This window comes from Pontiella agarivorans, assembly GCF_034531395.1.
In the GTDB taxonomy this organism is placed as follows: Bacteria; Verrucomicrobiota; Kiritimatiellia; order Kiritimatiellales; family Pontiellaceae; genus Pontiella; species Pontiella agarivorans.
The window spans coordinates 404370-429282 of the sequence record NZ_JARVCO010000012.1 but is presented as its reverse complement, the minus strand read 5'-3'; the positions used below and the strand labels follow the sequence as shown (position 1 = coordinate 429282).

The 24913-nt window shown below is 53.1% G+C and carries 13 protein-coding genes and 1 CRISPR repeat array (1 of these 14 running past the window's edge); of the genes, 4 read left to right on the top strand and 9 right to left on the bottom strand.

The window, feature by feature from the left end; genetic code table 11:
* A CRISPR array of direct repeats spans positions 1 to 739; the repeat unit is 36 nt; unit sequence GTTGCTTCTGATTTCAAAGAACTGTCAATCCACAAC (it extends 418 nt beyond the left edge of the window).
* Between the two features lie 133 nt (positions 740 to 872).
* The 9 genes from cas2 to P9H32_RS14805 all read right to left on the bottom strand — a co-directional run bounded on the left by cas2 (position 873) and on the right by P9H32_RS14805 (position 15603).
* Positions 873 to 1211 carry a CRISPR-associated endonuclease Cas2 gene (cas2, locus tag P9H32_RS14845; protein WP_348534490.1) on the bottom strand — a complete coding sequence of 113 codons (339 nt, stop codon included), beginning with the start codon at positions 1209 to 1211 and terminating at the stop codon, positions 873 to 875.
* A complete protein-coding gene (gene cas1 / locus P9H32_RS14840; protein WP_322609696.1) occupies positions 1192 to 2115 on the bottom strand; it encodes a type II CRISPR-associated endonuclease Cas1 in 924 nt (307 codons plus the stop codon). The genes cas2 and cas1 overlap by 20 nt, the downstream gene beginning before the upstream one ends.
* Positions 2109 to 6014, bottom strand: coding sequence for a type II CRISPR RNA-guided endonuclease Cas9 (gene cas9, locus P9H32_RS14835; RefSeq protein WP_322609695.1), 3906 nt, complete (start codon positions 6012 to 6014; stop codon positions 2109 to 2111). Before cas9 ends, cas1 begins: the two co-directional genes overlap by 7 nt.
* A gap of 372 nt (positions 6015 to 6386) precedes the next feature.
* Entirely contained in the window at positions 6387 to 7118 is a 732-nt protein-coding gene (locus tag P9H32_RS14830) for a pseudouridine synthase (RefSeq protein WP_322609694.1), read from the bottom strand.
* A 66-nt stretch (positions 7119 to 7184) separates the two neighbouring features.
* The gene (locus P9H32_RS14825; RefSeq protein ID WP_322609693.1) at positions 7185 to 9623 is read right to left on the bottom strand and encodes a hypothetical protein; all 2439 of its coding nucleotides are present in this window, start codon (positions 9621 to 9623) and stop codon (positions 7185 to 7187) included.
* Positions 9620 to 10846 (bottom strand): WG repeat-containing protein, encoded by a 1227-nt coding sequence (locus P9H32_RS14820; protein ID WP_322609692.1) that lies wholly within the window; start codon positions 10844 to 10846, stop codon positions 9620 to 9622. The genes P9H32_RS14825 and P9H32_RS14820 overlap by 4 nt, the downstream gene beginning before the upstream one ends.
* Positions 10847 to 10998: 152 nt before the next feature.
* Complete coding sequence (locus P9H32_RS14815; RefSeq protein WP_322609691.1) at positions 10999 to 12456, bottom strand: TrkH family potassium uptake protein; 1458 nt, start codon at positions 12454 to 12456, stop codon at positions 10999 to 11001.
* Positions 12457 to 12459: 3 nt separating this feature from the next.
* Positions 12460 to 13803, bottom strand: coding sequence for a Trk system potassium transporter TrkA (gene trkA / locus P9H32_RS14810; protein ID WP_322609690.1), 1344 nt, complete (start codon positions 13801 to 13803; stop codon positions 12460 to 12462).
* Between the two features lie 153 nt (positions 13804 to 13956).
* Positions 13957 to 15603: a glutamate synthase-related protein gene (locus P9H32_RS14805; protein ID WP_348534503.1), complete on the bottom strand. Its 1647-nt coding sequence runs from the start codon at positions 15601 to 15603 to the stop codon at positions 13957 to 13959.
* A gap of 155 nt (positions 15604 to 15758) precedes the next feature.
* Here P9H32_RS14805 and P9H32_RS14800 point away from each other — a divergent pair, with 155 nt between their 5' ends.
* From P9H32_RS14800 to P9H32_RS14785, 4 genes are all read left to right on the top strand, one after another.
* Positions 15759 to 16763 carry a DUF128 domain-containing protein gene (locus P9H32_RS14800; protein ID WP_322609688.1) on the top strand — a complete coding sequence of 335 codons (1005 nt, stop codon included), beginning with the start codon at positions 15759 to 15761 and terminating at the stop codon, positions 16761 to 16763.
* A gap of 95 nt (positions 16764 to 16858) precedes the next feature.
* The gene (locus P9H32_RS14795; protein ID WP_322609687.1) at positions 16859 to 21106 is read left to right on the top strand and encodes an amylo-alpha-1,6-glucosidase; all 4248 of its coding nucleotides are present in this window, start codon (positions 16859 to 16861) and stop codon (positions 21104 to 21106) included.
* Between the two features lie 62 nt (positions 21107 to 21168).
* Positions 21169 to 22770, top strand: a complete 1602-nt coding sequence (locus tag P9H32_RS14790; RefSeq protein ID WP_322609686.1) for a glycogen synthase — start codon at positions 21169 to 21171, stop codon at positions 22768 to 22770.
* 8 nt (positions 22771 to 22778) lie between these two features.
* The gene (locus P9H32_RS14785) at positions 22779 to 24794 is read left to right on the top strand and encodes an alpha amylase C-terminal domain-containing protein (RefSeq protein ID WP_322609685.1); all 2016 of its coding nucleotides are present in this window, start codon (positions 22779 to 22781) and stop codon (positions 24792 to 24794) included.
* Positions 24795 to 24913: the final 119 nt, after the last annotated feature.

Genomic DNA, 24913 nt, shown 5'->3' with positions numbered 1-24913 from the left:
TGTCAATCCACAACCGCCGGCGCGCAAAAGTGCGACATGTACCAGTTGCTTCTGATTTCAAAGAACTGTCAATCCACAACTAAGGCTTATCGCTGGCCGCAATCTTTGCTGTTGCTTCTGATTTCAAAGAACTGTCAATCCACAACTCGATGGGCAAAAGTTTGAATTCGGCAAAGTTGCTTCTGATTTCAAAGAACTGTCAATCCACAACTATGGGGGGAGGGAGAAAAGTAAACCCTGTGTTGCTTCTGATTTCAAAGAACTGTCAATCCACAACCTGGCAAAAACAATCCAAATTACGGAGCACGTTGCTTCTGATTTCAAAGAACTGTCAATCCACAACCGGATGCGGCGCGGTAATTTCTGCCAATAAGTTGCTTCTGATTTCAAAGAACTGTCAATCCACAACTCACCACGCGCCCTCAACCCCCTAGGCCCTGTTGCTTCTGATTTCAAAGAACTGTCAATCCACAACCCCGCGAAGATATATACGAACATGATTTGTGTTGCTTCTGATTTCAAAGAACTGTCAATCCACAACTAAGCAACCCGTGGGCTGTTGCGGTAAAATGTTGCTTCTGATTTCAAAGAACTGTCAATCCACAACACATGAACACCTGAGGAACTGGATATCTTCGTTGCTTCTGATTTCAAAGAACTGTCAATCCACAACAGCGTGCCGAAGAGATAATCGCTGATCGGAGTTGCTTCTGATTTCAAAGAACTGTCAATCCACAACATAGCCGCCATAACTCTCTATTTTCCAAGGAACTACCAACTAAGGTGCCGAAGGAAAAATGGAATGGCTCCAACCATGAAGTAGATTTACCGTTCATTTTTTTCATTCTACCTATCTCTGCGATACCCGCCAGTCAGAAAAATTCCAATTGGCTGGGTTTCGGGGGAACCGGCGTTGCCGCCTTCCCCCAGAAATTGATAATGCTCCCATACTGTTTGTCGGTAATCCGCAGAATACTGACCTGCCCTTTGGAGGGAACGAGTTTCTTCACCCGTTTTGTATGCACATCAGCACTTTCAGAACTTCCGCAGTGCCGCGTATACACGGAATACTGCATCATGGTAAAGCCGTCACCCAACAACCGCTTGCGGAACACAGCCGCGTCATGGCGCTCCTTTTTCGTGTTCGTCGGCAGATCAAAGAATACAAACAGCCACATGATCTTATACGCGTTAAGCCGCACCTCCGACATTTTCCACCGCCTTCATTAAAGGATAATCCATCTTCTTTTGTTCACCGCGAATACAACGCGCCAGCGAGGCCGTTGTGTACGACAAACCCACCATCAACGGCCGCAGGGTATTCGTCATGTGAACATCCGCAGCGAGCAGCTTGAGCAGCTGCTGTTTGTGTTCCCGGGAAAGTTCTTCAATGGGTTCGTCGGCCGCACTCCATATTCCATACACCACGTCATCGGCATACGGCCGATAGGGCTCCATCACATCGTCCGCCAACGCAAACGCATTGTATTTATTGTGATGGTGAATGCCGATGGCCGGATAAAGACCGGACCCCACCAGCGACCGCGCAACCGCTGCACGTAAAATGGCATAAGCATAATTGAGCAGATGATTCGGCGAACCGCCGAACCGTTCGCGCCGAAAATCTTCACCAAACAGGTTTTGCCAGTAGATCCGTGCGGCGGCCCCTTCCCGGTTATCGGTATCGCCGCTTTTCACACTCGCCGCATGACGGCGCAAGGCCTCCGCCCCGCCGGATCCTGTGCGTTCCAGCATAGCCGCCTGGTTTTTAATCTTTGCCTCGACCGTCTGTTTCCACAGCTGCTTTTTCAGCGGCTCCGACATGTCCAGTTGCGCAGACAGCGTTTCGGCATGCGTGGTATTGCCATCGAACGGGACCGACATCGCTGTAGGATGATGCAGCTTATCGCAGAACACAACGGCCGCATTATTCGCCGTCAGCTCTTCGATCAAGCGAAGCGACAGTGTAATGCTGTGATTATCCAGCACCACAAAACCGATATCCTCCACCGGCACCGTCCGCACCTCACCCTCCGGCTTCGGCGTATACACCAACTGTCCGTTCTTAAAGGAAAGATGCGCCGCCGACTCGAAATAGACCGTTCGCTTTAACATGATTGCTGCTCCGTGAATTCGACTTCACCAAGAACACTTAGCCGGAAATCAACACCTTCAACTAACACCTTCATATTCGATGGGCTTACTTTGATCTTACTTACGGGGAGATCGACAGAGAAACTTGCAGTAGCTTTGTCCTGTTCCTTGTCATCTCTTGCCTCCATATGATGCCTGAATTGTACACGGCCATCCAGTCCATTGATCCCAAATGCTTCGTATAATCGACAACTTAATTCAGCCGACGTAAGCACCTTCAGCTCTTCTGGAGATTCAGCATAAACCAAAACAGCATCTCCTATCTGAATCACCTGCTGTAGCTCGCACTCGACATCCCGCACGTCAATGGAATCGGGACAGCCACCCTCACCTGCATAATTAGTGGCGGTGTAATTATTAAGAACCCTAAAGCCAGCCAATGCCCTGCCTTTGGCAGATTTGCCGTTGTACAAGGCAATCATGTAATTCTCGTCATTTTCAACATAGTACTCTTTCTTCCATCTAGCCCCGTCTCGCTTAGACACATCCCGATGCTTCTTGAGAGGAAACGCCCCCTTGGGCTTTGCTATACAACGCACACGCTTAATAGCAATCCCCTTCTCTTTGTTCATCCATATGGGCTCTAATAAGGCATCCTTAAATGACAATCCCGAAACCATGCGTTGCTGCACGGACTTAATAACTTTATCTCTAACTATCGGGTCAACAATCCGCTCAAAATCCTTCGTTTTCCAGTCTTGGCGTTCGTCATACAGCTCATCCTTCTTGTCGTATGCTTTCGAATCAAACCCAAAAACCCCGCCACCCGGATTGTGCACCAGAGGAACCCTGACCACATACCTCAAATCACCATGCTCACTAATACGTCCATAAAACGTATCCCTATGCAAAGACCCCCTTGCGCTCTTGCCTTGCTGTAATACACGCTTACCTCCTACCTTTACCCGTTTCTTCGTTTGCTTAAGCAGATTGTTGGGCGCGTAATAGGATACGAGCATCTGGTTTTTCAGGTCTTTCATATCTTCGGTAAAGGTTGGCCATGGCTTCCCAAAACGAGGTTTTTGCGGGGTAGCAGAATCGCCGAGTTCGTAGCTTTCGTAGTCGTGGTAGTAGCTAGCAAGAGCATCGTATTGCTCCCGCGTAACACAAGCCGCCACAATTGCATCTACGGTGTGGTGCGCATGGTTGTCCCGGCTTTTATCCACCCCCCAGCACCGGCGAAAATCATCGGTCGTTTTACCATTGACGGTATGCACTGTGGCAAAGACGGTTTTCAGGTATAACCGGGCATACTTGGTGATGATTCTCGTATCGACCAATTGACTATTCTTGAATCCTCCCGTCACTTCTTCCATCGTGAAACGGCGGCATTTCTCTCGCAAGTAGTTTCGCTCAAACTCCAACAGAAGACGCTTCTGGATTGCAGCGTCCTTTGCTTCCTTGGTGGTTGCATACCGACTCTTCGGCTTTTGTTTTTCAATTAGTTTGTTCAGGTCATCGATCCGATCCTCCCAATGCGCGATTCGTTGAAGGATCTCATCGTGCCGGGGACATTCGAACGGTATGCGTTTCTTTTTAACCGTCCGATTATACTCTCGATCACACAGCGTCTTGTTTTCCTGTGAGTTGTCGCAGGAGAGACTTCGGGGAATGGTATGTTCAATGTCGAAAACAGGGTTTTCACCGATGAAATCGCGCAAGCCTATGGTTTTCCCCGTATATGGGCAGATATGCTTTTGTTCCTCCCACAACTGGTATTTAAGAATTTCGTCATCCGTAGCCGCTCGGTCTATCCCCTGTGCTTTTAAGTCTTCTTCGATCGCTTCTTTATACGTTTTACGGGTCGTTTCATTATTTCGCTGCCATCTTCGAATTGCTGCCCGTTTGTTTGCGTCGTTCAGTTCGCGCGCCATTTCCAAATGGACTTGCGTTTGATCTGTAATAACGCCCTGTTTGAGCAATTCGTTAACTACGGCCTTAACCCGATGCATCGCCCGCATGAAAACCGGGTTGCGGATTGAAGATATTCGCGGGTCTCCAAGATAGAATTTGTTATCTTCTGCGCGCTCAGCAGCCTTATACGTCTCCTCCTTGGACGGATGGTACAGCCTTTTGACCGCATCTGAACTGGCATTGAATTGCTCTTTCAGATAGTCGCCGACCCGTTCTTCCAACCGCCTTATCGGTAAATACTCTCCGTTTCCGTTGTTTCTACCGATCTGAGTTGAGATCGTTTTACAGATGCTCTCCTCACGCCCATGTAATTGTTCCGGTAGCTTCAAATCCTGTGGTCTGCGCAATTCATACTTTGCCTCAAAGGTTCGCGGACTTTCCTTGTACTCCCTCACGAACTCATTAATACACCGCGATTCGGTAATATATTGGTTGTGCTCATCAACCAATCTCACAATATCCTCTTTCACCCGTTCATTGTCCGCAGCGGAAATGCCTATCACCTGGTCCAGGTTGGCAAAGAATACTGCGTGCGAATAAATCAGCCCCTGCCGCAGAAACGGGAGAATTTTGCGAATCGCCTTGAGGCTCAATGCACCATAGCCTTGGGGTGGATTGATTTTCGCAAACTTTTCCGCCTGTTCGTCGTCCAGCCCCAACCTAGTTTTGGCATATTCCTTGACCTTCTCCACATCGTCGAAAGAAAACAGTACATGCCAAACTTCATGTAAAATATCTTCCACCGATTTGGCATCACCGTTTTTCCGTGTCTTTGCGCACGTATACGAATCGAACAGGGTTTGGGCATACTCTTCACCCAAAAGGTTTTTCAATTTCGCTATAAAAGGGCACCCGGCAAGTGATTGGCTGTCCCTGAAGTTGAATTTCACGTGAGCTTCACCAGAGTCACGCCCCTTATAATAGGCATGCGTCTGGTTTCGCGGCGTCAACTTTTTCGCAATATCCTTGAAATCGAAATGCGCTTTACTCACCCGGTAAAACAGCGGCATGACCTTCCATTTCTCCTCCATCGTCAATGAACGCAATCGGTCATCATCGAGTGTCTGGATTTTGATGTTGTTCAGCGTTTGCCAAACCCGGAACTCCTCGAACAACGGATGCGAGACTGGCGCACGCTTTTTCTTCGGTTCAAACGGGCAGTTTGCCACCAAACCCTTTTGCGATTTGAGTGGCCGTTGAAAAAAGACCGCCCGATGAAGTTCGTCTTTCAGGGTGCTGGGAATGTCCTGTTTCTTGCAGATGAACTCAAATTCGGCCAAATAATGTTCATCTCGGGAAGTATGCACTCTACGGATTGGTGAACTTTCTTGATAACAATCCTCCCAGAAATACTGCCCCAATGTCCTGCCATCCATTTTTCCAGAAAGCTCGGAAATTTCTTTTTTAACTACCCCATCTGATTCCTGCGTCGTGTCCAGACGATTGCTCTTGAATCCTCGTCGTTGCGCAATGTGGTAAAAAGCACGGCCCAATTTAAAGCGATCTGATTCATTATCTAGATCAAGCTTCGTAGTCGCCGCCAGCCAACGGTAGTAGTACGGATTCTTATATTCTCCCGATTCCGTAGTTTTCGGTTCAGACGTCTTGCACCATTTCCGGAACGCCGGGTTTTCAGGATAAACCTTCTTCGACTGCCATGCTTTCAGCTCATCCTCGGTTAGCGACGGACAAAAACCTGCTTCAGACAAAACCTTCAGCGTTTCGATTTTGCGCAATTTGCGACGAAATTTCAAACGACGCGCAGAGCGATACCCCGTCCGCTCAGAGGCCTTTGAGGATTCGTTCCCTTTCTCGATCTTCACACCCTCTTGAAATATGTGAACCCCCCGTTTAACAAGATCAAACTGCCCATTTCCCAAATCATCCACCACGGCCCAGCCGATGCTGTTGGTGCCCAGATCCAAACCCAGAATACGCTTTCCCATGATTATTTCCTTTCAGCTTCGTATTGACCCTTCTTCAAAAAATACATAAAAACTGACTCAGAAAAGAAATTAGAACTGTCTTTTCACAATAAGGCTATATGCCGAAGGTCTTTGACCTATTACCCCGCCTCGGCGGGGTTTTTCTTTATCTCATCCGCAAGATATTGTTCAGTCTAGTTTTTAGAATGAGATTATTCTAAAGAAAGAAACAACAATCAAGAAATCAGTAGATATCACGCTGTCCGGACAGCAAAATTCCACAGTATTTTCCACGTTCGTTTTGCTTTCAGGGCAGAGCCGCCAGGATGGCGGCACAAGGTATCGTCTGCTTTAGCAGTTAAATGATGAAAGCGTGTATTCCGCGGTCTGTTTTTAAAAGCGCTCACGGTCGCCGAGGTAGCGCCACTGGCCTTCGGGGAGATTTCCGAGCACGACTTTTCCGATACGGATGCGTTTGAGGCCGACGACTTTGAGGTCGACCAGTTCGCACATCCGGCGGATCTGCCGTTTTTTACCTTCACGCAGAATAAAGCGGAGCTGGTCTTTATTCTGCCAGCTGACCTGGGCGGGTTTCAGTTTTTTACCGTCGAGGCTGAGCCCGTGATTCAGCAGTTGAAGCCCTTTTTCAGAAAGATGCCCGGTAACGCGCACGAGGTATTCTTTATCGACCGATGAATCTTCGCCGATGAGCTGCCGCGCGATCCGTCCGTCCTGCGTCAGCACCAGCAATCCCTGAGAATCGATATCGAGCCGACCGGCCGGGGCCAGTCCGCGAAGCTGGCCGTGATGAAATTTGCGCGGCGAGCGGTCCTCGCTCCACTGATTCGGCCGGTCCAGCAGATCGGAAGCCGGGCGGTGCCCGTCTTCCGGCTGGGCCGAAACATAGCCGATCGGCTTATTGATCAGAAACGTCGCCTGCGCCGCCTGATGTTTTTCCGCGGCTTCCACCAACTGAATGTCCGCGTCCGGCGACACCTTTGTGCCCAGCTCGGAAACGCGCTCCCCGTCCACGATAACAAGTGCACGTTCAATAAACCGGTCCGCCTCGCGCCGGGAACACATCCCGCGCTGCGCCATAATTTTGGATAATCGTTGTGGTTCCATAAAAAGCAGTGTCAGGTTTTACGTATTAAGTTTCAAGCGACTTCAGTCTATTCCACCGGATGCCCGTTAATTGTAGGCCGTGATCTGGTAATGCGACGCTTTTGAGCAGTGGATGATGTAGTAGTTGGACGGGGTGAATTTATTCAGCAGTTCAGGATCGGTCAAACGGGGTTTATCCGGATCCGGATTTTCATCGCCGATGTATACGGAAAGTACCCCTCCGCTCATGCGGTAACGTTGATGCGCAAAACCGCCGCCGTAGCCGCCGATATATTCCACCACAATTTCCTGACTGCCCTTCCCCCTCAGGTCCTCTACAAGAATCCCGAAACTTCCGTAGGCGGGAATACGGTGTGAACGGCCGGAAAACGTCTGTGAATAGAGCACATTCCGCCGCGGCGCCCTCCGTCGCTTCGCCGCCCGTTTGCGCGCTTCGTTGCGTTTCCGGATTTCCTCATTGCGCCGGGCCACCGCAGCGAGCCGCCGTTTTTCCTGCTCGATTTTTTCGGCCAGCAGTTTTTTATATTCCGCCCGCCGCCGCTCCAGATCCTCGGCCAGATAGTCACTGAAAAGCTGCCCGCTTTCCGTGTAACGCACATCGTCTTTGAAATACTGAATTTCCTCCTCGCCGTTGCGCGTTTTCACAAAACGTCCCTGCCGCATGCCGTCTTCAAACGTGCCGGCAATCGTCAGCGTGGTCTGTTCATCCGTCACAAACGGCAGCATGGTTCCCTGCCCATGGAATTTACCGTTTTTAAATCCGCCGCGGTAAATCCCTTCATAATCATATTGTCCGACACTGAACAGGTCGGCCGAGCCCATCAGCGCCACCCCCTCCCCGTTCAGGCAGTTGCCCTCCAGGCAGTCATTAACAGCCAGCTGGAATGCACCGCGCTTTGCGGCGGCAATGCGCGAGACACCCTCCGGCAGTGCCAGTGTGCGGATATATTCCGGCACGCCGTCATGGAGCACAAAGGCCTTGATTTCGCCGTTCGGCAGCGTCAGCTCGCCGTAGCCCTGCGCCCGTCCGTTTTCAAAGGAACCGGAAAAGGTTCCAAGGCCTGGAAGTTCCAGCATCCCCTCCCCGTTTTGGCAGTCGCCGGAAACCGGTTTGCCGAAATACACGGCAAACGGCGTTTTGATCAGGAAGCCGGCTTCGCGGTCCTGCGGCTGGTGATGCAGCCAGTATTTTTCGGATTCCATCAGCAGTTCGCCGTTTTCATATTCCTGATACAGATGCGGCAGTAGCAACACTTCATCCTTTGCAGTAAAATAGTGGTCGTCTTTGCGGATCATCGCCAGATCATCACCGCCGGAAAACTGATAGGAAATACCCGGACCGTGGCGCTCTCCGTTTTTGAAGTTTCCGATATACGCCGGCAGCGGATCTTCCGTCGGATCACTGTAACTCATAAACTGCATGCCCAATCCGTCCGGCCGGGCCTCTTTAAAAAATCCTTCGTAGCGGTATTCCGGATCGTCAGTGAGATAGCGAATGCTTGCGTATCCGTTGATGCAGTCGCCCGACAGGCAGTCCACATCGGTCAGGTGCGGATATTTTTCCACCAGCGGACGATAGGCTTCCTTCACCATTTCGAGCACCAGATATTCCCGCCCGCGAAACGCTTTTTTCACCAGCCGTTTTGCCCGGCTGTTTTCCGGTCGGGCTGTCCAGCGCCTGTTTTTATGTTCAACCACCCACCCGTTTTCAGTGAGCAGGTCTTCAAGTTCCTCCTGCGGCAGATTATAGGAATCGAAGCCGTATTTCGGAACAAGCCACAGTTCCAGCTCATACCGCATCGGCCCGGTCGATCGCAGCAGCTGACGGGGTTCCTCCTCCGGCGGATTGAGCACGGTTTCCGGCAAATGGAAAATTTCCGGATCGTCCGTCGCAATACGAACATCCCGAAATTCCGTATCGGCCTCATCCAGCAGCGCCAGCAGGGCCTGCTGTCCTTTTTCTGTTTTCAGCACGGGAATTTCCGGTGCTTCATCCTGAATCAGGTTCGGTGTTTCTTCTGTTTTCTGCGACAGCCGGGCAATGGGCGCGGAACCGGGTCCGATGTATTCAACCCGCAACCACACCATGTCGGTTCCATCCACATTTTCGAGCGCAAGAATTACCCGGGTCTGTGAGCCGGACTCTTTTTTGGTGAAGGTATCCGAGCCATAGAAAAATGTATTGGCCGATTCCCTTTCCCATCCGGCCAGCCGGTTCGAAAACCGGTTGCGGTAAGCCTGAAATTTTTCATGCAGCGTCCGGCGGCCCGCCTCATCGATTTCCGCCAGTTTGACCGACGCCATGTAGCGCGCCTCACCGTTACGGACCCATCCGTCAAACCCCAGAATTTCGCCGCCGTTTTCCAACCCCTGGAAAACATCAGTTTCGGCTACGGCGTTAAACCCGTTCGGGGCATCTGCAATCAGATCCGAAACCAGCTGCTCCGTCGTCTGCGCATGAGCCATCAGGGGAAGGATCACCACAACATGGGTTAACCATCTCATCGCGCTTCCTTTTTCAGTGCCAGATAGGCTTCATATTCCGCCGCGTTTTTCACCCCCGACTTCGTTGAATGGATAACCGTTCCCCTCGAATCCAGCACCACCTCTTCGATCTTTTCACTCAGGTCGGGATTGGAGAGATTAATCATGCCCCAGCCGCCGTCGGTCGGAGGAACACGGGCCTCGAAAAAACGATTTTTCACCAGCTTAATATGACTGTATTTCCGCGGCGGAATAATCATTTCACCCGCTTCGCTGTAAACCGCCGTACCCGGCGCATGCACAAAAAGGAAGGAACCCTGTACTTCGAAACTGTCGCGCGGAAACTGCGGCTCCAGAAAAACCTTTCCTGCGGCAAAGGAAAAGACGCCGTATTTAAACTCCTCGTTGCGCAGCAATCCCAAGCGTTCGGTTACCGGCAGGCAGACCAGCAGATACTGATCGTTCAGCGGTTCGACGCCGGCATAGATTTCGGGAATGATTTTATTCAATTGCGTATCGACCGCACCGGCCTGACCGCGGCCCAGTGAAACCCGATAAAACGTTCGTACCGTGTTTAACGGATCGTCCACATTGAATTTTCCGGTCCAGCCGCTGATGGATGCATAAATCATCGGCAGTTTTTCATGGCCCCGCTCATCGACCATGCCCCAGCGTCCGTTCTTTTTCACCCTCGCCAGCCCGTTGGCATCGAACGCCTCGATTTCTTCATACTCCGGCGGAACAACAAATGCGCCGGAACGGTCGACCACGCCCCAATAAAAATCACGGGCCACGACGGCATATCGGTCATTCTCCCCGACAAATGCGCCGGGTTTGACCGCTTCGTATTCCACCGGAAGAATCTCGGAACCGTCGCCTGCAAATACGCCCCATCGATTTTCCTTTTTCACGCGGATGGCCCGGACGTTCCGCATATCCAGTTCATCGAATTCAAAAGGCAGCATCGCATCGTTGCGTTTATTAATGAGCCCGAACTTTCCATCTTTTTGAGCCGGCATGAAGTCGGTGAAAAACATCATCGGGTTTTCATAGACCACCGGAATGATTTCGCGGCCCTTTTCGTCGACAAACCCGTACCGGCCGTCTTTTTCAGCGGCCGCAACCCCGTTATAAAATGATCCGACGTTGTCAAAGTTGTTCTGCCAATCCGGAGCGTCGGCGAACCCCGCTGTGGCAACAAGCGTGAATACGGCACTACAGAAAATAATTTCAGGAATCTTCATCGCCTGCTTTCTTTGACTGACTTTATCTATCCATCCAAATACAGGAGTGAAGTAATAAAGTATTCAGGAATTGTCAAGAAAGGCCCGAACCGCCTGTCGTTCCGCAATATTCCCTTACAGGCGGGCGACTTGCTGATCCCCAAAAAGCCGGCTTACTTTTTCCAGTAGCTGGGCAGAAACAGAATGAGCACCGTGTAGAACTCGAGACGGCCGAGCAGCATGAAGAAGGTCAGGATGGCCTGACCGAGCGGCGGAATGTCAGCAAAGTTCTGCGTGACACCGACGGCATTCAGACCGGGGCCGATATTGCCCAGCGTGGCCACCACCGAAGTACAGGCCGTCACGAGGTCCGGCGTAAAAAAGGTCATAACAATGGATCCGAGAGCAAAGATAAAAACAAAAATCGCGAAGAAGGCCGCAATGTGGGAGATAATTTCCTGCTCTACCGGTTTTCCGCCCAGCTTCATCTGAATGACCGCCGAAGGCCGCATGAACAGTTTCAATTCGCGCAGCATTTTTTTGAACATGATGAAAACGCGGACAATTTTCATACCGCCGCCGGTCGATCCGGCGCAACCGCCCATAAACATCATCACCACCAGCAGCAGCCGGCTGGCATTCGGCCAGAGGTCAAAATCAGCCGTGCCGAAACCGGTTGTTGTGATGACGGACGTGGCCGTGAAGGCGGAATCGCGGAAGCAGCGCGTGAACGATCCATCCGCCCAGCCGTGCGACCAGATATTAAAGGTCAGAAACAGCACCGATCCGAGCAGGAAAAACGTGTAGAAGCGAAATTCCGGATCCTGGAAATAGCGTTTCGGTTTGCCGGTAAGCGCGTGGTAGTGCAGCGAAAAGTTGACCCCGGCCAGAAACATGAAAATCGTAATAATGGTGTCGATGACTGCCGAATCATAGGCCCCGACACTGGCCGAACGCGTGGAGAAACCGCCGGTGGCCATGGTGCCGAAGGCGTGGCAGAAGGCATCGAACCAGTCCATTCCGCCGGCAAATTTGAGCAGTGCAGCTTCCACGACCGTCATCAGGGCATAAACACCCCAGAGCAGTTTGGCGGTGGTGGCGATGCGCGGCGTGAGGCGGTCTTTCGAGGGGCCCGGCATTTCGGCACGGTAGATCTGCATGCCGCCGACACCGAGGAACGGCAGAATCGCCACGCAGAGCACCAGTACCCCCATGCCGCCGAACCAGTGCGTCAGCGCACGCCAGAAATGGATGCCGCGCGGAATCTCCTCCAGATTGCTCAGCACCGAGGCTCCGGTGGTGGTGAAGCCGGACATCGTTTCAAACATGGCCGCAACCGGATGATGAATCACATCGGAAAAGATGTAGGGCAGCGATCCGAAAATCGTGGCGGAAATCCAGCCGAAGGTCACAATGCCGAAGCCGTCGCGCCGCGATAAATTGATTTCGCCGCGGGTGAAAAATCCCACAACAGAGGCACAGACAATGGCGATGACACCGGAATAGATCAGGTCAAGCTGGACGTCCAGCGGTTCCTGATAGGCCAACGAAATTCCTGCACACAGGATCATCGCCACACCGATGACCAGCGTCATGTACGAAACCAGATGAAATACTGCGCGCTTATTCATAGCTTAAAGGAAAATCGACTGAATCTTCTTCACGGCATCGGGATGGCAGAAAATCAGCACCCGGTCTTCCGCCTGCAACTGCAGATCGCCGGTTGCAGTAACCACTTCGCCTTCGCGCATTACGGTGGCGATAATGGCCGTCGACGGAATTTTGATATCCTTGATCTGCATACCGTCGACTTTATGGTTTGCCGCAACAACCACATCAAGCAATTCGCCGGGCAGATTGTGCAACAGCGAGGCGGCGCGGACCTTTTTGGAGCGCAGCCAATGCAGGATCGCATTGGCCGTGGAAATGTAGGGACTGACCACCCGGTTCACCAGATAGAGCGATTCCACCACCGGAATAAAATCGGTGCGGGTAATCTGTGTGGCGGTAAAAGAAGCCCCCTGCTTCTGCGCCATGAGGCAGTTCATGATGTTGCCCTCGTCGTCACCGGTCAGCGCCACAAAAGCGGTTTTATCATGAAGCCCCGATTCTTCCAGTGCACTTTCAGTCAAAGCATCAGCGCGTAGAATCAGCGTTTTATTCAACTCCGTTGAACAGAACCGGGCGCGCTCTTCATCCTGCTCCAGCAACACGGTATCGACCTCGTTTTCAATACATTTTGCAAGCATGAGGCCCAGATCTCCGCCACCGGCGATAATGACCTTTTCGAAGGGCTCGATATCGGGCTGCACCCATTGGAAGAAATTGGCAATATCCGCACGTTTTCCCACCAGATAGACCACGTCATTCTGCATGAAAACCGTATTTCCATGCGGCACCACCAGTTGATTATTGCGGCGAATCGCAATCACGCGCACGCTTTGGATCAGATCCAGCCGATCGCATTCAGCGGGCGTACGGTCGAGCAGCGGGCTCATGGCATTAATGGCAAAACCGGCGACCATCACTTTCCCGGCAAACAGATCAAAGGCTTCGAGGGCGCCGGGCATCTGCAGCATATTGAACACTTCCCGCGCACATTCCTGTTTCTGGTTGATCACCAGGTCGATGCCCATTTTTTTGAGGTCATATCCGGAGGAGGTATCGAGAAAATCGGGATTCGTGACCCGCGCAATTTTTCCCTGCACCCCGGCGGCATGGCCGAACAGGCAGGAGAGAATATTGATTTCGTCGTTATCCGTCACGGCAATCAGCAGATCCGATTTCCCCACCTGCGCCTCTTCCAGCACCCGCGGGTTGGAGCCCGGCCCGCAGACTGTGAGGATATCCAGCCCCGCCTCGGCCGAGGCCAGCGCACGTGCATCCTGATCAATCATAACGACACTATGCTTCTCGTCGCACAACCGTTTTGCCAGCTGACGCCCTGCGTTTCCTGCTCCGATAATCACAATACGCATTTATTTTCCCCTGCCGAAAAGCGGTCGTATATGCTTAAAGACGGCCAGCTTATCAACAAAAAAACATAAGAACAATCGACAGATTCCGGATAAAAAAAGGACTGCAAGGCATAAACCCCACAGTCCTGAACGCCGATTAAGCGCAACAGCGCCTCAGAAATTCCCCTTAATAATCTGCTCCGCTTTCGGGGCCTGGGCATCGGTCATATAAGGAATGCCGGTTTCGGCCTCCGTCTCCCGGTTGGCGGCCATCAGATCTTCGCGGGCGACTTCCGAAAGCGAAAATTTTCGGGATCCCGCCATAAACTGCTGAAGTCCGCAGGCCAGTTTATCGGCATAACCATACATGGCCACTGCTCCGAACGGGATATGCTTCATTTCATCAGCTCCCACCTTTTTCTTCACCTCTTCCCAACCGGCAAAGATCTCTTCCGGATAGGTGCCAACCGCTTTGACGGTGGCCGGCAGATCCTCCCAGTGACCATGCAGTTTTTCACGATTTTCCGGCTGGAACACCCCCTGAATATTGCTGCCCAGAAAACCGGGAATCATCGGTGCACGCCCCATACAGACCAGTTTTGCATAGGGAGCTCCGAGGGCCAGTGCTTTAAAAACATGATCTTCCCGCGCAAAACCGCCGGCAAAGGAGAGATCCGGCACGTGCACTCCCTGCTCCTCCAGCATACGGCAGTATTCATAGGCTTTGGCATGTAGCGGCAGTGAAGGAATCCCCCAATGGTCCATCATATTCCACGGACTCATCCCGGTTCCGCCGCCGGCACCATCGATGGTCAGCAGATCCAGATTACAGTCGGCCGCCAGACGAATCGCCATGGCCAGCCCTTCCATGCCGTATGCGCCGGTTTTGAGCGAGATCCGCTTAAAGCCGAGTTTGCGCAGATAGGCCACCGAATTCATAAAGTCTTCCTGCACCTGTGCCGGCGTGTCCAGATCGGTGCTGCCGAGCCGGCTGTGCCGGGCGAAGGCGGTTACGGCATGGTTTTTGAAGGCTTCCTGCACCGTCGGGTCATTCGGGTCAGGATCCACCACATACCCGCGGTTTTTCAGGAACTGCGCATATTCCAGCGACTTCACTTGGATTTCACCACCGATATTTTTCGCCCCCTGTCCCCATTTCAATTCGAGAATAATCTTGTCGCCGTATTTCTCGGCCAGATATTCTGCAACCCCGTTGCGGGTATCCTCCACATTCATCTGAACAATGATCGCACCGAAGCCGTCATAGTAGCGCATGAACATTTTGATCCGATGGTCCAGCTCCGGTGCCGACGTAATCCGCCCGTTCTCCAGAGTCGCAGCCCGGTCCACTCCCACGACGTTTTCGCCCACCACAATCGGGAAACCGCAAATGGCCGCGCCAACCGCAAACGAATCCCAGTAATGCGCCGCAATAAAGGTGGATCCCAGCGCTCCCGTCATAATCGGAACGCGACATCGGGTTTTAATTTCACCGCCGAACTCAGTCTCGACATTCACATTCGGAAACACGCAATCGTCGGGATCGTGGCTCAGGCCTTCGGAAAGTCCGTTTGCACCGTACGCATATCCCTGAATGCGAAGCGACTGATAACCGACTCCCACCGAAGTCACATGGGCCGATCCGGCCGTCGTCAACGGATAATCCCGCGGATAAAGCAGTTTGCGCCCGACCAGACACGAACTCCAGGTTTCGCATCGCCCCTTACAGTCCGCCCGGCAGAGGGTGCAGAGGCCCGATTCACACGGTACCCCCCGGTTTGTTGTTCCCAGTGCATCGTTGTTCTTGAGCCAGTGTATCATGACATCCATTCTCCATTGGTTAATATGATCCTTTCCCGGCAAATGAATACCGGACAAGATACACAGCATCTTATAATTAGCGCCATTTTTACGATTTAGACTTCATCTAATTAAACTTTTTCGGCATTTTTGCCGCATAACGCAAAAGGACTCCTATGGAAAAACGTGAACGCAAACGACTGGCTATTCTTGATGTTCTCAGCGCCGGCGAACGCCCGCTCGGCAGCGCGAGAATCACCGATATTCTGGTGGCCCGGGGGATGGAAATCAGCGATCGCACCGTCCGTCTTTACCTTCAGGAACTCGACCGTCGCGGCCTGACCGAAAACCTCGGTCGCCGCGGCCGCCGGATCACCGCCGCCGGAATGCGCGAAGCCGACGAAGCCCGGGTACTCGAACACATCGGTTTTTTATCCGGAAAAATCGATACCATGGCCTATCGCGCCGATTTTGATCCATCGACATACACCGGCAATGTAGTGCTGAATCTTTCACTGGTGCGACCGGCCGACATCACCCGCGAACACCGCCGCCTCATCGGCAGAGTATTTGCCAAAGGGTATGCCATGGGAAAAATGATGGCCCTTTTCGAACCCGGCGAAACATTCGGAACCACCGTTATCCCCGAAGAGATGATCGGGATCGGAACCGTTTGCTCCATCACCCTCAACGGCGTATTGCTGCGCCACGGCGTACCCACAGTTTCACGTTTCGGCGGACTGCTTGAACTCAGAAACAGCCATCCGACCCGCTTTGTGGAAATCATCAGTTACGACGGCACCAGCATCGACCCCCTGGAAGTGTTCATCCGCAGCGGCATGGCCGACTACATCGGCGCAGTAACCACCGGCAACGGCCGCATCGGCGCAAGTTTCCGCGAATTTCCGGCCGAAAGTATAGAAACCGTGCACGCCGTTGCCGCCCGGCTGGAGGAAACCGGACTCGGCAGCCTGCTGTGCCTCGGCCATCCCGGACAGCCCATTTTCGGGGTTCCCGTCGGACCGCAGCGGGCCGGTGCCGTTATCATCGGGGGACTCAATCCCATGTCCATTTTTGAAGAAACCGGGTTGCGCATTCACTCCCGCGCCCTCTCCGGCCTCTGCAACTTTCGCCGCCTTTTCCACTATTCGGAATTCCGGGCCCAGCTCGATTCCCTCTAAAACTCCCGTCCTTTTTTCCAGACATTGGATACATTCCCGCCTATAAGACCTTCAGTTTTTCCAATGACGGGAACGAATTGAAAACAGGGATTTTTATGGACCATCTGATTCAACACCCCGCGCCGGGTGAACACACGATCCACTTCCGCGGCGACACCGTCACGTTCACCCTCACCAACCACACGGGCAGAAAAGGCAAAGCCTGGCTGCGTGCCAACATCGGCCATGCTCACACTCGCCACACCGAGATCATCATGCACGCCGAGCAGGGGCTTCCGCCGCTCTCGCGCGACTGGCATGATTTCCCGATGAAGGCCGAAGGCGAAAACCGGTTCACTCTCACCCTGCCCCTGCTCGGCGTCGGACGGTTTGAAGCCAAGGCCTACTTTATTGAAACCGGAACCAAAAAGATCTGCTGGCCCGACGGCGGCAACTCGGTGCTGAAAGTGGAACCCGCCGAAACCTGCGCCGGCAACACAATGTACACCGCCTTTGTCCGCCAGTTCGGCGAAGCCAAATATAAAGGGGCCATCGACTCGCGCGATGAACATGCCATCCACCAGCTGGATCAGGCGGGCTATACGGTTATTCCAAAGGCTGGAAAGTTCCGCGATCTGATCCACGAACTCGATTTTATTGTCGGTACGCTGCGCTGCAAAATTGTGCAGTTGCTCCCCGTTCACCCCACCCCGACAACGTATGGCCGCATGGGCCGATTCGGCAGTGCCTTTGCACCGCTCGACCTGTTTGACGTCGATCCGGTCCACGCCGAATTTGACAAACAAACCACCCCGCTTGAGCAGTTTGAAGAACTTGTCGACGAAGTGCACAAACGCAAGGCTCGGCTCTATATGGACATGCCGATCAACCACACCGGCTGGGGCTCATGGCTGCAGATCAACCATCCCGACTGGTTTGAGCGGAAGGAAAACGGCAAATTTAAATCGCCCGGTGCCTGGGGCGATGTCTGGGCCGACCTGGTAGAGCTCAACCACGAACACCGCGCACTTTGGAAAGAGCTCGCCGAGGTTTTTCTTTTCTGGTGCCGCAAGGGCGTTGACGGCTACCGCTGCGACGCGGGCTATATGGTTCCATTCGAAGCCTGGCAGTACATCATTGCCAAGGTCCGCATGGAGTATCCCGACACCATCTTCATGCTCGAAGGACTCGGCGGCCATAAACATGTGACCGAACATCTGCTGGCCGACTCCGGCATGAACTGGGCCTATTCTGAAATCTTTCAGAACTATGACCAGGGGCAGGTCGACGGCTATCTGCCGGAATCGATCCGCGTGTCGGAGAGCAAAGGCAACCTGATCCACTTTGCGGAAACACACGACAATGCCCGCCTCGCCGCCGTCTCGCATACCTTTGCACGGCTTCGTGCGGCTTTCTGCGCGCTGACTGCCCACAACGGCGCGTTCGGTTTTGCCAACGGGGTTGAATGGTACGCGGATACGCAGATCAATGTGCACAACGCCCATTCGCTGAACTGGGGTGCGGAACCGAACATGATCGACTGGATACGCCGCATCCACGCCATCATGGAAACCCACCCGTCATTCCATTCCGGCGGAAAGGTGGAAATGATCACCAAAAACTATCACAACTCCGCAGCCGTTCTGCGCACCGACGTCACCGGCGAACACCGTCTGCTGGTTCTGGCCAATCTGAATCATGAAGGTAACGGTTTCGTGGAATGGCAGCATGATTTAAGCGCATTTAAAGCCGACCTGATGTCTGCCGCTGCGGTGACCCACAACGGATCCTCTTTTGTGCTACAACCCGGCCAGGTGCTCTGCCTGACGGATAATCCAACCTGGATGGACGATGTTTCCCAAATACTCCACCTCCCCTATACAGGAACCAGGGCGGCGGAACAGCAATTGCTGAAAGCCAAAATTATGGATGTATTCGTTCTATTAACAGAAAGTTCGCTGAAATCGGGCGGCACCACTTATGTGCCGCAGGCTTCCTTCCCGCCGAACTCCGCTGAGTTCATTGAAAACCCCAAAACATTCTGCGAAGAGCTGGCGGGCGGGAAACCGATTGTCACCACCTGGCAGTGGCCGCGCGACCAGCATCGCACCGTCATGCTGCCGCCGGATCATTTTCTGCTGGTCAAAGCGCCGGTCGGTTTCATTGCCGAGATCAAAGATAAAAATGGGAAAACGCTGGCGCATGAAAAATCGCTGACGCAGCCGGACGGCGGAACTTTTGCCCTTTTCCAAGCCCTGGAAATGCCGGAGCAGCATACCGCCTTGAAGCTGAAGCTGACCGTCTTTGAAGATCAGATTCAGAAGATCCATGCACCCCTCTTGCAACTCTGCGCTGAAAAAAATGCAAAAGTGATCACGACCTGTAAAGCGGGGACGATTCACGATAAAGACCGCTATGCCGTCTGTACCAACGAGCACGGCGCGCTGTCGCAGGTGCGCGTCGCCTGGGGCGAACTGCGCAGCAAATACGACGGTCTGCTCATCGCTAACCTCGACCCGGAAGTGCCGGTGGACCGGCATACCATGTTCTCACGCTGCCGTGCGTGGGTGGTCTTCCGCGATTATTCCAACGAACTGACTCTCGACTGTCAGAAACGCTTTTCCGTGGCCGACGACGGCACGGTGATCTGGGACTTTGCAGTCCCGGTCGGGGAAGGGAAACTGATCCCGCTCAAGGCCGCCCTGCAACTGCATCCGGATACCAATGCCGTCAAACTGAGCTTCGTGCGCGAACCCGCCGGCGGCGATCCGGAACACCTCGCGGACCGGCTGCCGGTCACCCTGATCCTGCGGCCGGATATTGAAGACCGCAACAACCACGAAGTCACCAAGGCCATGTACGGCCCGGAAAAAAACTGGCCCGGTGCCGTCCAGCCGCTGGAAAACGGTTTTGAATTTGCTCCGGCCCACGACCGCCGCCTGAAACTGGAACTGAAAAAGGGCGAATTCCATCCCGAGGAGGAGTGGTATTACATGATTCAGCATCCCGTCGACCGCGAGCGCGGCATTGACGGCGAGGGTGATCTCTGGAGCCCGGGCTATTTCCGGATCGACCTCAAAGGCAAACAGACGGCAGAACTGACCGCATCGATCAACAAGGTTCCAACCTTTGGAAAACCGACGCTGGCGGTGAAACAGGAAACGATCTCCATCGAGGATTCGATGAAGCTCGCTATGAAACAGTTTATTGTGAAGCGGGATGACTTCCAGACCGTGATTGCCGGCTATCCCTGGTTCCTCGACTGGGGCCGCGATACGCTGATCTGCCTGCGCGGCATCATTGCCGCCGGCTTCCTGGAAGAGGCGCAGAATATCCTGCTGCAGTTCGCCAAGTATGAAAAGGGCGGTACCATCCCGAACATGATCCGCGGCAACGACGACAACAACCGCGAAACCTCCGATGCCCCGCTCTGGCTCTTTGTCGCCTGCGATGAACTGATGCAGGCGCAGGGGAATAAAAAACTGCTGAAGACCGACTGCGGGGACGGCCGCTCGGTGAAAGAGGTGCTGATTGCGCTGGCGAACGGCCTGATGAAAGGCACCGAAAACGGCATTCAGTTTGATGCCCGATCGGGCCTGATTTTCAGTCCGTCGCACTATACCTGGATGGATACCAACTACCCGGCCGGCACCCCGCGCACGGGCTATCCGATCGAAATTCAAGCCATGTGGAAATATGCCCTGAATATGCTGGCAAAACTGGAAAAATCCAAGAATTGGAACAATCTGGCCCTGCTGGTGGAAAAATCCATTTCGGAACTGTTTTTGATCGAAGCCGATGATTTCACCTATCTGGCCGACTGCCTCTCCGCCGAACCGGGCGAAAGTGCCTTTGATGCAGAACAGGATGATGCCCTGCGCTCCAACCAGCTGCTGGCGGTTACCCTCGGGGCCGTGACGGATTCCGATCTCTGCAAACATATTATTGAAGCATGCGAACAGTTGCTGATCCCCGGCGCGATTCGCAGTCTGGCGGACCGGCCGGTGCAACATCCCTGCCCCGTGTATAACGACGGTCATCTACTGAATGATCCGCAACGTCCGTACTGGGGACATTATTCCGGTGACGAAGATACCCGCCGAAAACCGGCCTATCACAACGGCACCGCCTGGACCTGGCCCTTCCCGTCCTATGCCGAAGCACTGGTGATGGTCTATGGCGACGACGCCCGCAAGACCGCCCAGTCCATTCTGGGCAGCTCCTCCGACGTGCTGAACCACGGCTGCCTGCGCCAGAGCCCGGAGGTGATCGACGGAAACCATCCGCATACCCAACGCGGCTGCGGCGCTCAAGCCTGGGGGGTCACAGAGCTCTATCGCGTCATCAAGCTGTTAAAGACCTGATGTATAAGCTTGTAAACCCCTCAACCTATTGTTTTGATCATGCTAGCGATTAAGGGGAAACAATGGCTGACCAAAAGAAAAAAAAATCAAGTAAGAAAGCGACAGCAAAACCCAGAAAAAATACGAACAAGAAAGTTCACACAAAAAAAGGTCCACGAATTCTGATCGTGACCCCGGAGATCACCTATCTCCCTGAGGGCATGGGCAACATGACGAACAAGCTCTCGGCCAAGGCCGGCGGTCTTGCGGATGTCTCCGCTTCGCTCGTGTCCGCTCTTTATGAACTGGGGGCCGATGTGCATGTGGCTCTGCCGCACTACCGCAAAATGTTCCATGTTGACATCGGCGGATTCATCGACGATGAGCTACTGATCTATAAAAGTAAACTTCCGGACGACCGCATCCACCTCGCGGAGGACCGGATTTTTTATTATCAGGACCGCGTGTACAGTAACTCCGAAGAGGTGGATATGAAGATTGCCCTCGCCTTTCAGCGCGAGGTCATTAATAACATCATTCCCACGGTCAAACCCGACCTCGTCCACTGCAACGACTGGATGACCGGACTGATTCCGGCGGAAGCGCGCATGCTCGGCATCCCGAGCCTCTTTACCTTTCATAACATCCACACCGTGAAAACCACACTGGCACACATTGAGGACCGCGGTATTGATGCCGCCGAATTCTGGAGTAATCTGTTTTTCGGCTGGCCGTCGGCCAACTATTTTGAAGCGCGGGAAAACAATCCGGTCGATTTCCTGTGCAGCGGAATTTTCGCCTCGCACTTTATCAATACCGTCAGCCCGACCTTCCTGAAAGAGATCGTCGATAATGAGCACGATTTTGTGCCGGGAAATATCCAGTGGGAAGTGGCCAGTAAATTCCATGCGGGCTGCGCCCGGGGTATTCTCAACTCCCCGGATGCCTCCTGCAACCCGGAGACTGATGATTACCTGATCCAGCAATACGGTGTGCTCGACCACTATACGGCCAAACGCGCCAATAAAGTCTGGCTGCAGGAACGGCTGGGACTCGAAATGAATCCCGATGCCCCGCTGCTGTTCTGGCCGTCGCGTCTTGACCCGGTACAGAAAGGTTGCCAGCTAGTGGCCGACATTCTCTACCGCATCGTGGATAAGTACTGGAAAGAGGGCCTGCAGGTGGCTTTTGTGGCCAATGGAGCCTATCAGCAGATCTTTCACGACATTGTCGATCAGCACGATCTTTACAAGCGCGTGGCGATTTGCGATTTCGAGGAAGGCCTTTCCCATATCGGCTTTGCAGCCTCTGACTTTATGCTGATGCCCTCGCTGTTCGAACCCTGCGGCCTTCCGCAGATGACCAGCGCGATCTACGGTTCCCTGCCAATTGTCCGCGACACCGGCGGGCTGCATGACTCGATCAGCCAAATGGATATCGAAAACGGCACCGGTAACGGCTTTCTTTTCCAAACCTACGACGGCGGCGGCATGGAATGGGCCATTGATCAGGCCATGGCCTTCCACGCCCACGATGAACATACGCGCGGAACCCATGTGGGCCGCGTGATGAAAGAAAGCAAAGAACGCTTTAACCACGAAGTGACAGCCCAGGCCTACATCGATATTTATCAGGAAATGTTGCACCGTCCTTTAGTAGATGAAGTGTTTGAAAACGCCAAATAGGATTTTTTATGAGAGACCCAAAACTCGCCAGACTTGCTGACGATCCATGGCTGGAACCCTATATGGGACAGATTCAGCAGCGCGCGAAACATATCCAATTTGTCGAAGAGCGGCTGACCGGCGGAAAAATGTCGCTCGATGAGTTTGCCAACGGGCATGAGTATTTCGGACTCCACTTTCGCGACGGGAAGTGGTCTTTTCGAGAATGGGCCCCGAATGCCACCGCCATGTATCTGATCGGTGACTTCACCAACTGGCAACAGCTGGATGAATTTGCCCTGCACTACGGCGACGGCCATGGGGTCTGGGAGATTGAACTTCCCGCGGAAACCATCGAACATCTCGATTTGTATAAACTGAAAATTTACTGGCCCGGCGGCGAAGGCGAACGGCTTCCGGCGTACTGCCGCCGCGCCGTGCAGGATGAAGAAACGCATATTTTCAGCGCACAGGTCTGGAAGCCGGAAAAACAGTATGTCTGGAAATTTAAAAATCCGGCAAAACCGGTCGGTGCCCCTCTGATCTATGAATCCCATGTGGGTATGGCTCAGGAAGAGGCCAAAATCGGATCCTACCTTGAATACAAGGAAAAGATTCTGCCGCGTATCGTTGAAATGGGCTATAATACCATCCAGTTTATGGGGATCATGGAACATCCGTATTACGGTTCGTTCGGCTACCATGTTTCCAATTTCTTCGCCTCCTCCTCCCGCTTCGGAACTCCAGCAGAACTGAAAGAACTGGTCGATGCCTGCCATGAAGCCGGCCTTGCGGTCATTATGGATCTGGTTCACTCGCACGCCGTCAAAAATGAAGAAGAGGGACTCTCCCGTCTCGACGGAACCCACTACCAGTATTTCCATGATGGAGACCGCGGCTACCACGAAGCCTGGGATTCACGCTGCTTCGATTACGGCAAACCGGAGGTACTGCACTTCCTGCTTTCCAACGCCCGATACTGGCTCGACGAATTCAATTTTGACGGCTACCGCTTCGACGGAGTCACCAGCATGCTTTACCACCACCGCGGACTGGGCACCTCGTTCGGGGACTACGGCAACTATTTTGATGGCTCATGCGATGTCGATGCCTATGCCTATCTCGCACTTTCGAATAAACTGATTCATCAGGTCCGACCGGATGCAATTACGGTAGCAGAAGATGTGTCGGGCATGCCCGGGCTCGGCGCCTTGGTTGCCGAAGGCGGCTGCGGTTTTGACTATCGACTGGCCATGGGCGCTCCCGACTGCTGGTTTAAGCTCTCCAATGACATTCCGGATGAAGAGTGGAACATGAGCTGGCTCTATCACGAACTCACCAGCCACCGCGCCGACGAACAGGTCATTTCCTATGTGGAATCGCATGACCAGGCGCTGGTCGGCGGAAAAACCTTTATTTTTGAACTGATCGACAAAGAGATGTATTACAACATGCATCTCGATGCACAGAATTTGGTGGTAGACCGTGGACTTGCCCTCCATAAAATGGCCCGACTGGCCACAGCTGGCGCGGCCGGACATGGTTACCTGAACTTTATGGGCAACGAATTTGGACACCCGGAATGGATCGATTTTCCGCGCGAAGGCAACGGCTGGTCCTACCAGTATGCACGCCGGCAGTGGAACCTGCGTGATGACCCATCTTTGAAATTCCATTTTCTGGCTGATTTTGATCAGGCGCTAATGAAACTCATCCGCGACCATCAGGTAATCGGTTCTGGTGACCCCACCTTCCGCCTCATCAACGAAGCCGACAAAATGATTGCGTTTGAACGACAAGACCTTCTTTTTGTACTTAATTTCAACCCGACAAAATCATTTACCGACTACTCGGTCGATGCCTCGCCGGGAACCTATAAACTGGCGCTCAACTCTGATGCCCCGGAATTCGGCGGTCATGATCTTGTTCAGACAGATCAGGAATACCAAACCTTTCCGTTCAATGACGGAGAAAATGACCGCAACCTGGTCAACCTCTACATTCCCGCACGTTGCGCATTTATTCTCCAGCGTATGAACAACTGATTCAACCGCAATTAAGACCGTTATTGCAAAACAGGATTAGCAATTCTTATACCATTTAATAATTTTTCGTTTTTTATTAAGGAATTGTATTTTCCCAGTATTCAATCACGGAAAAACAC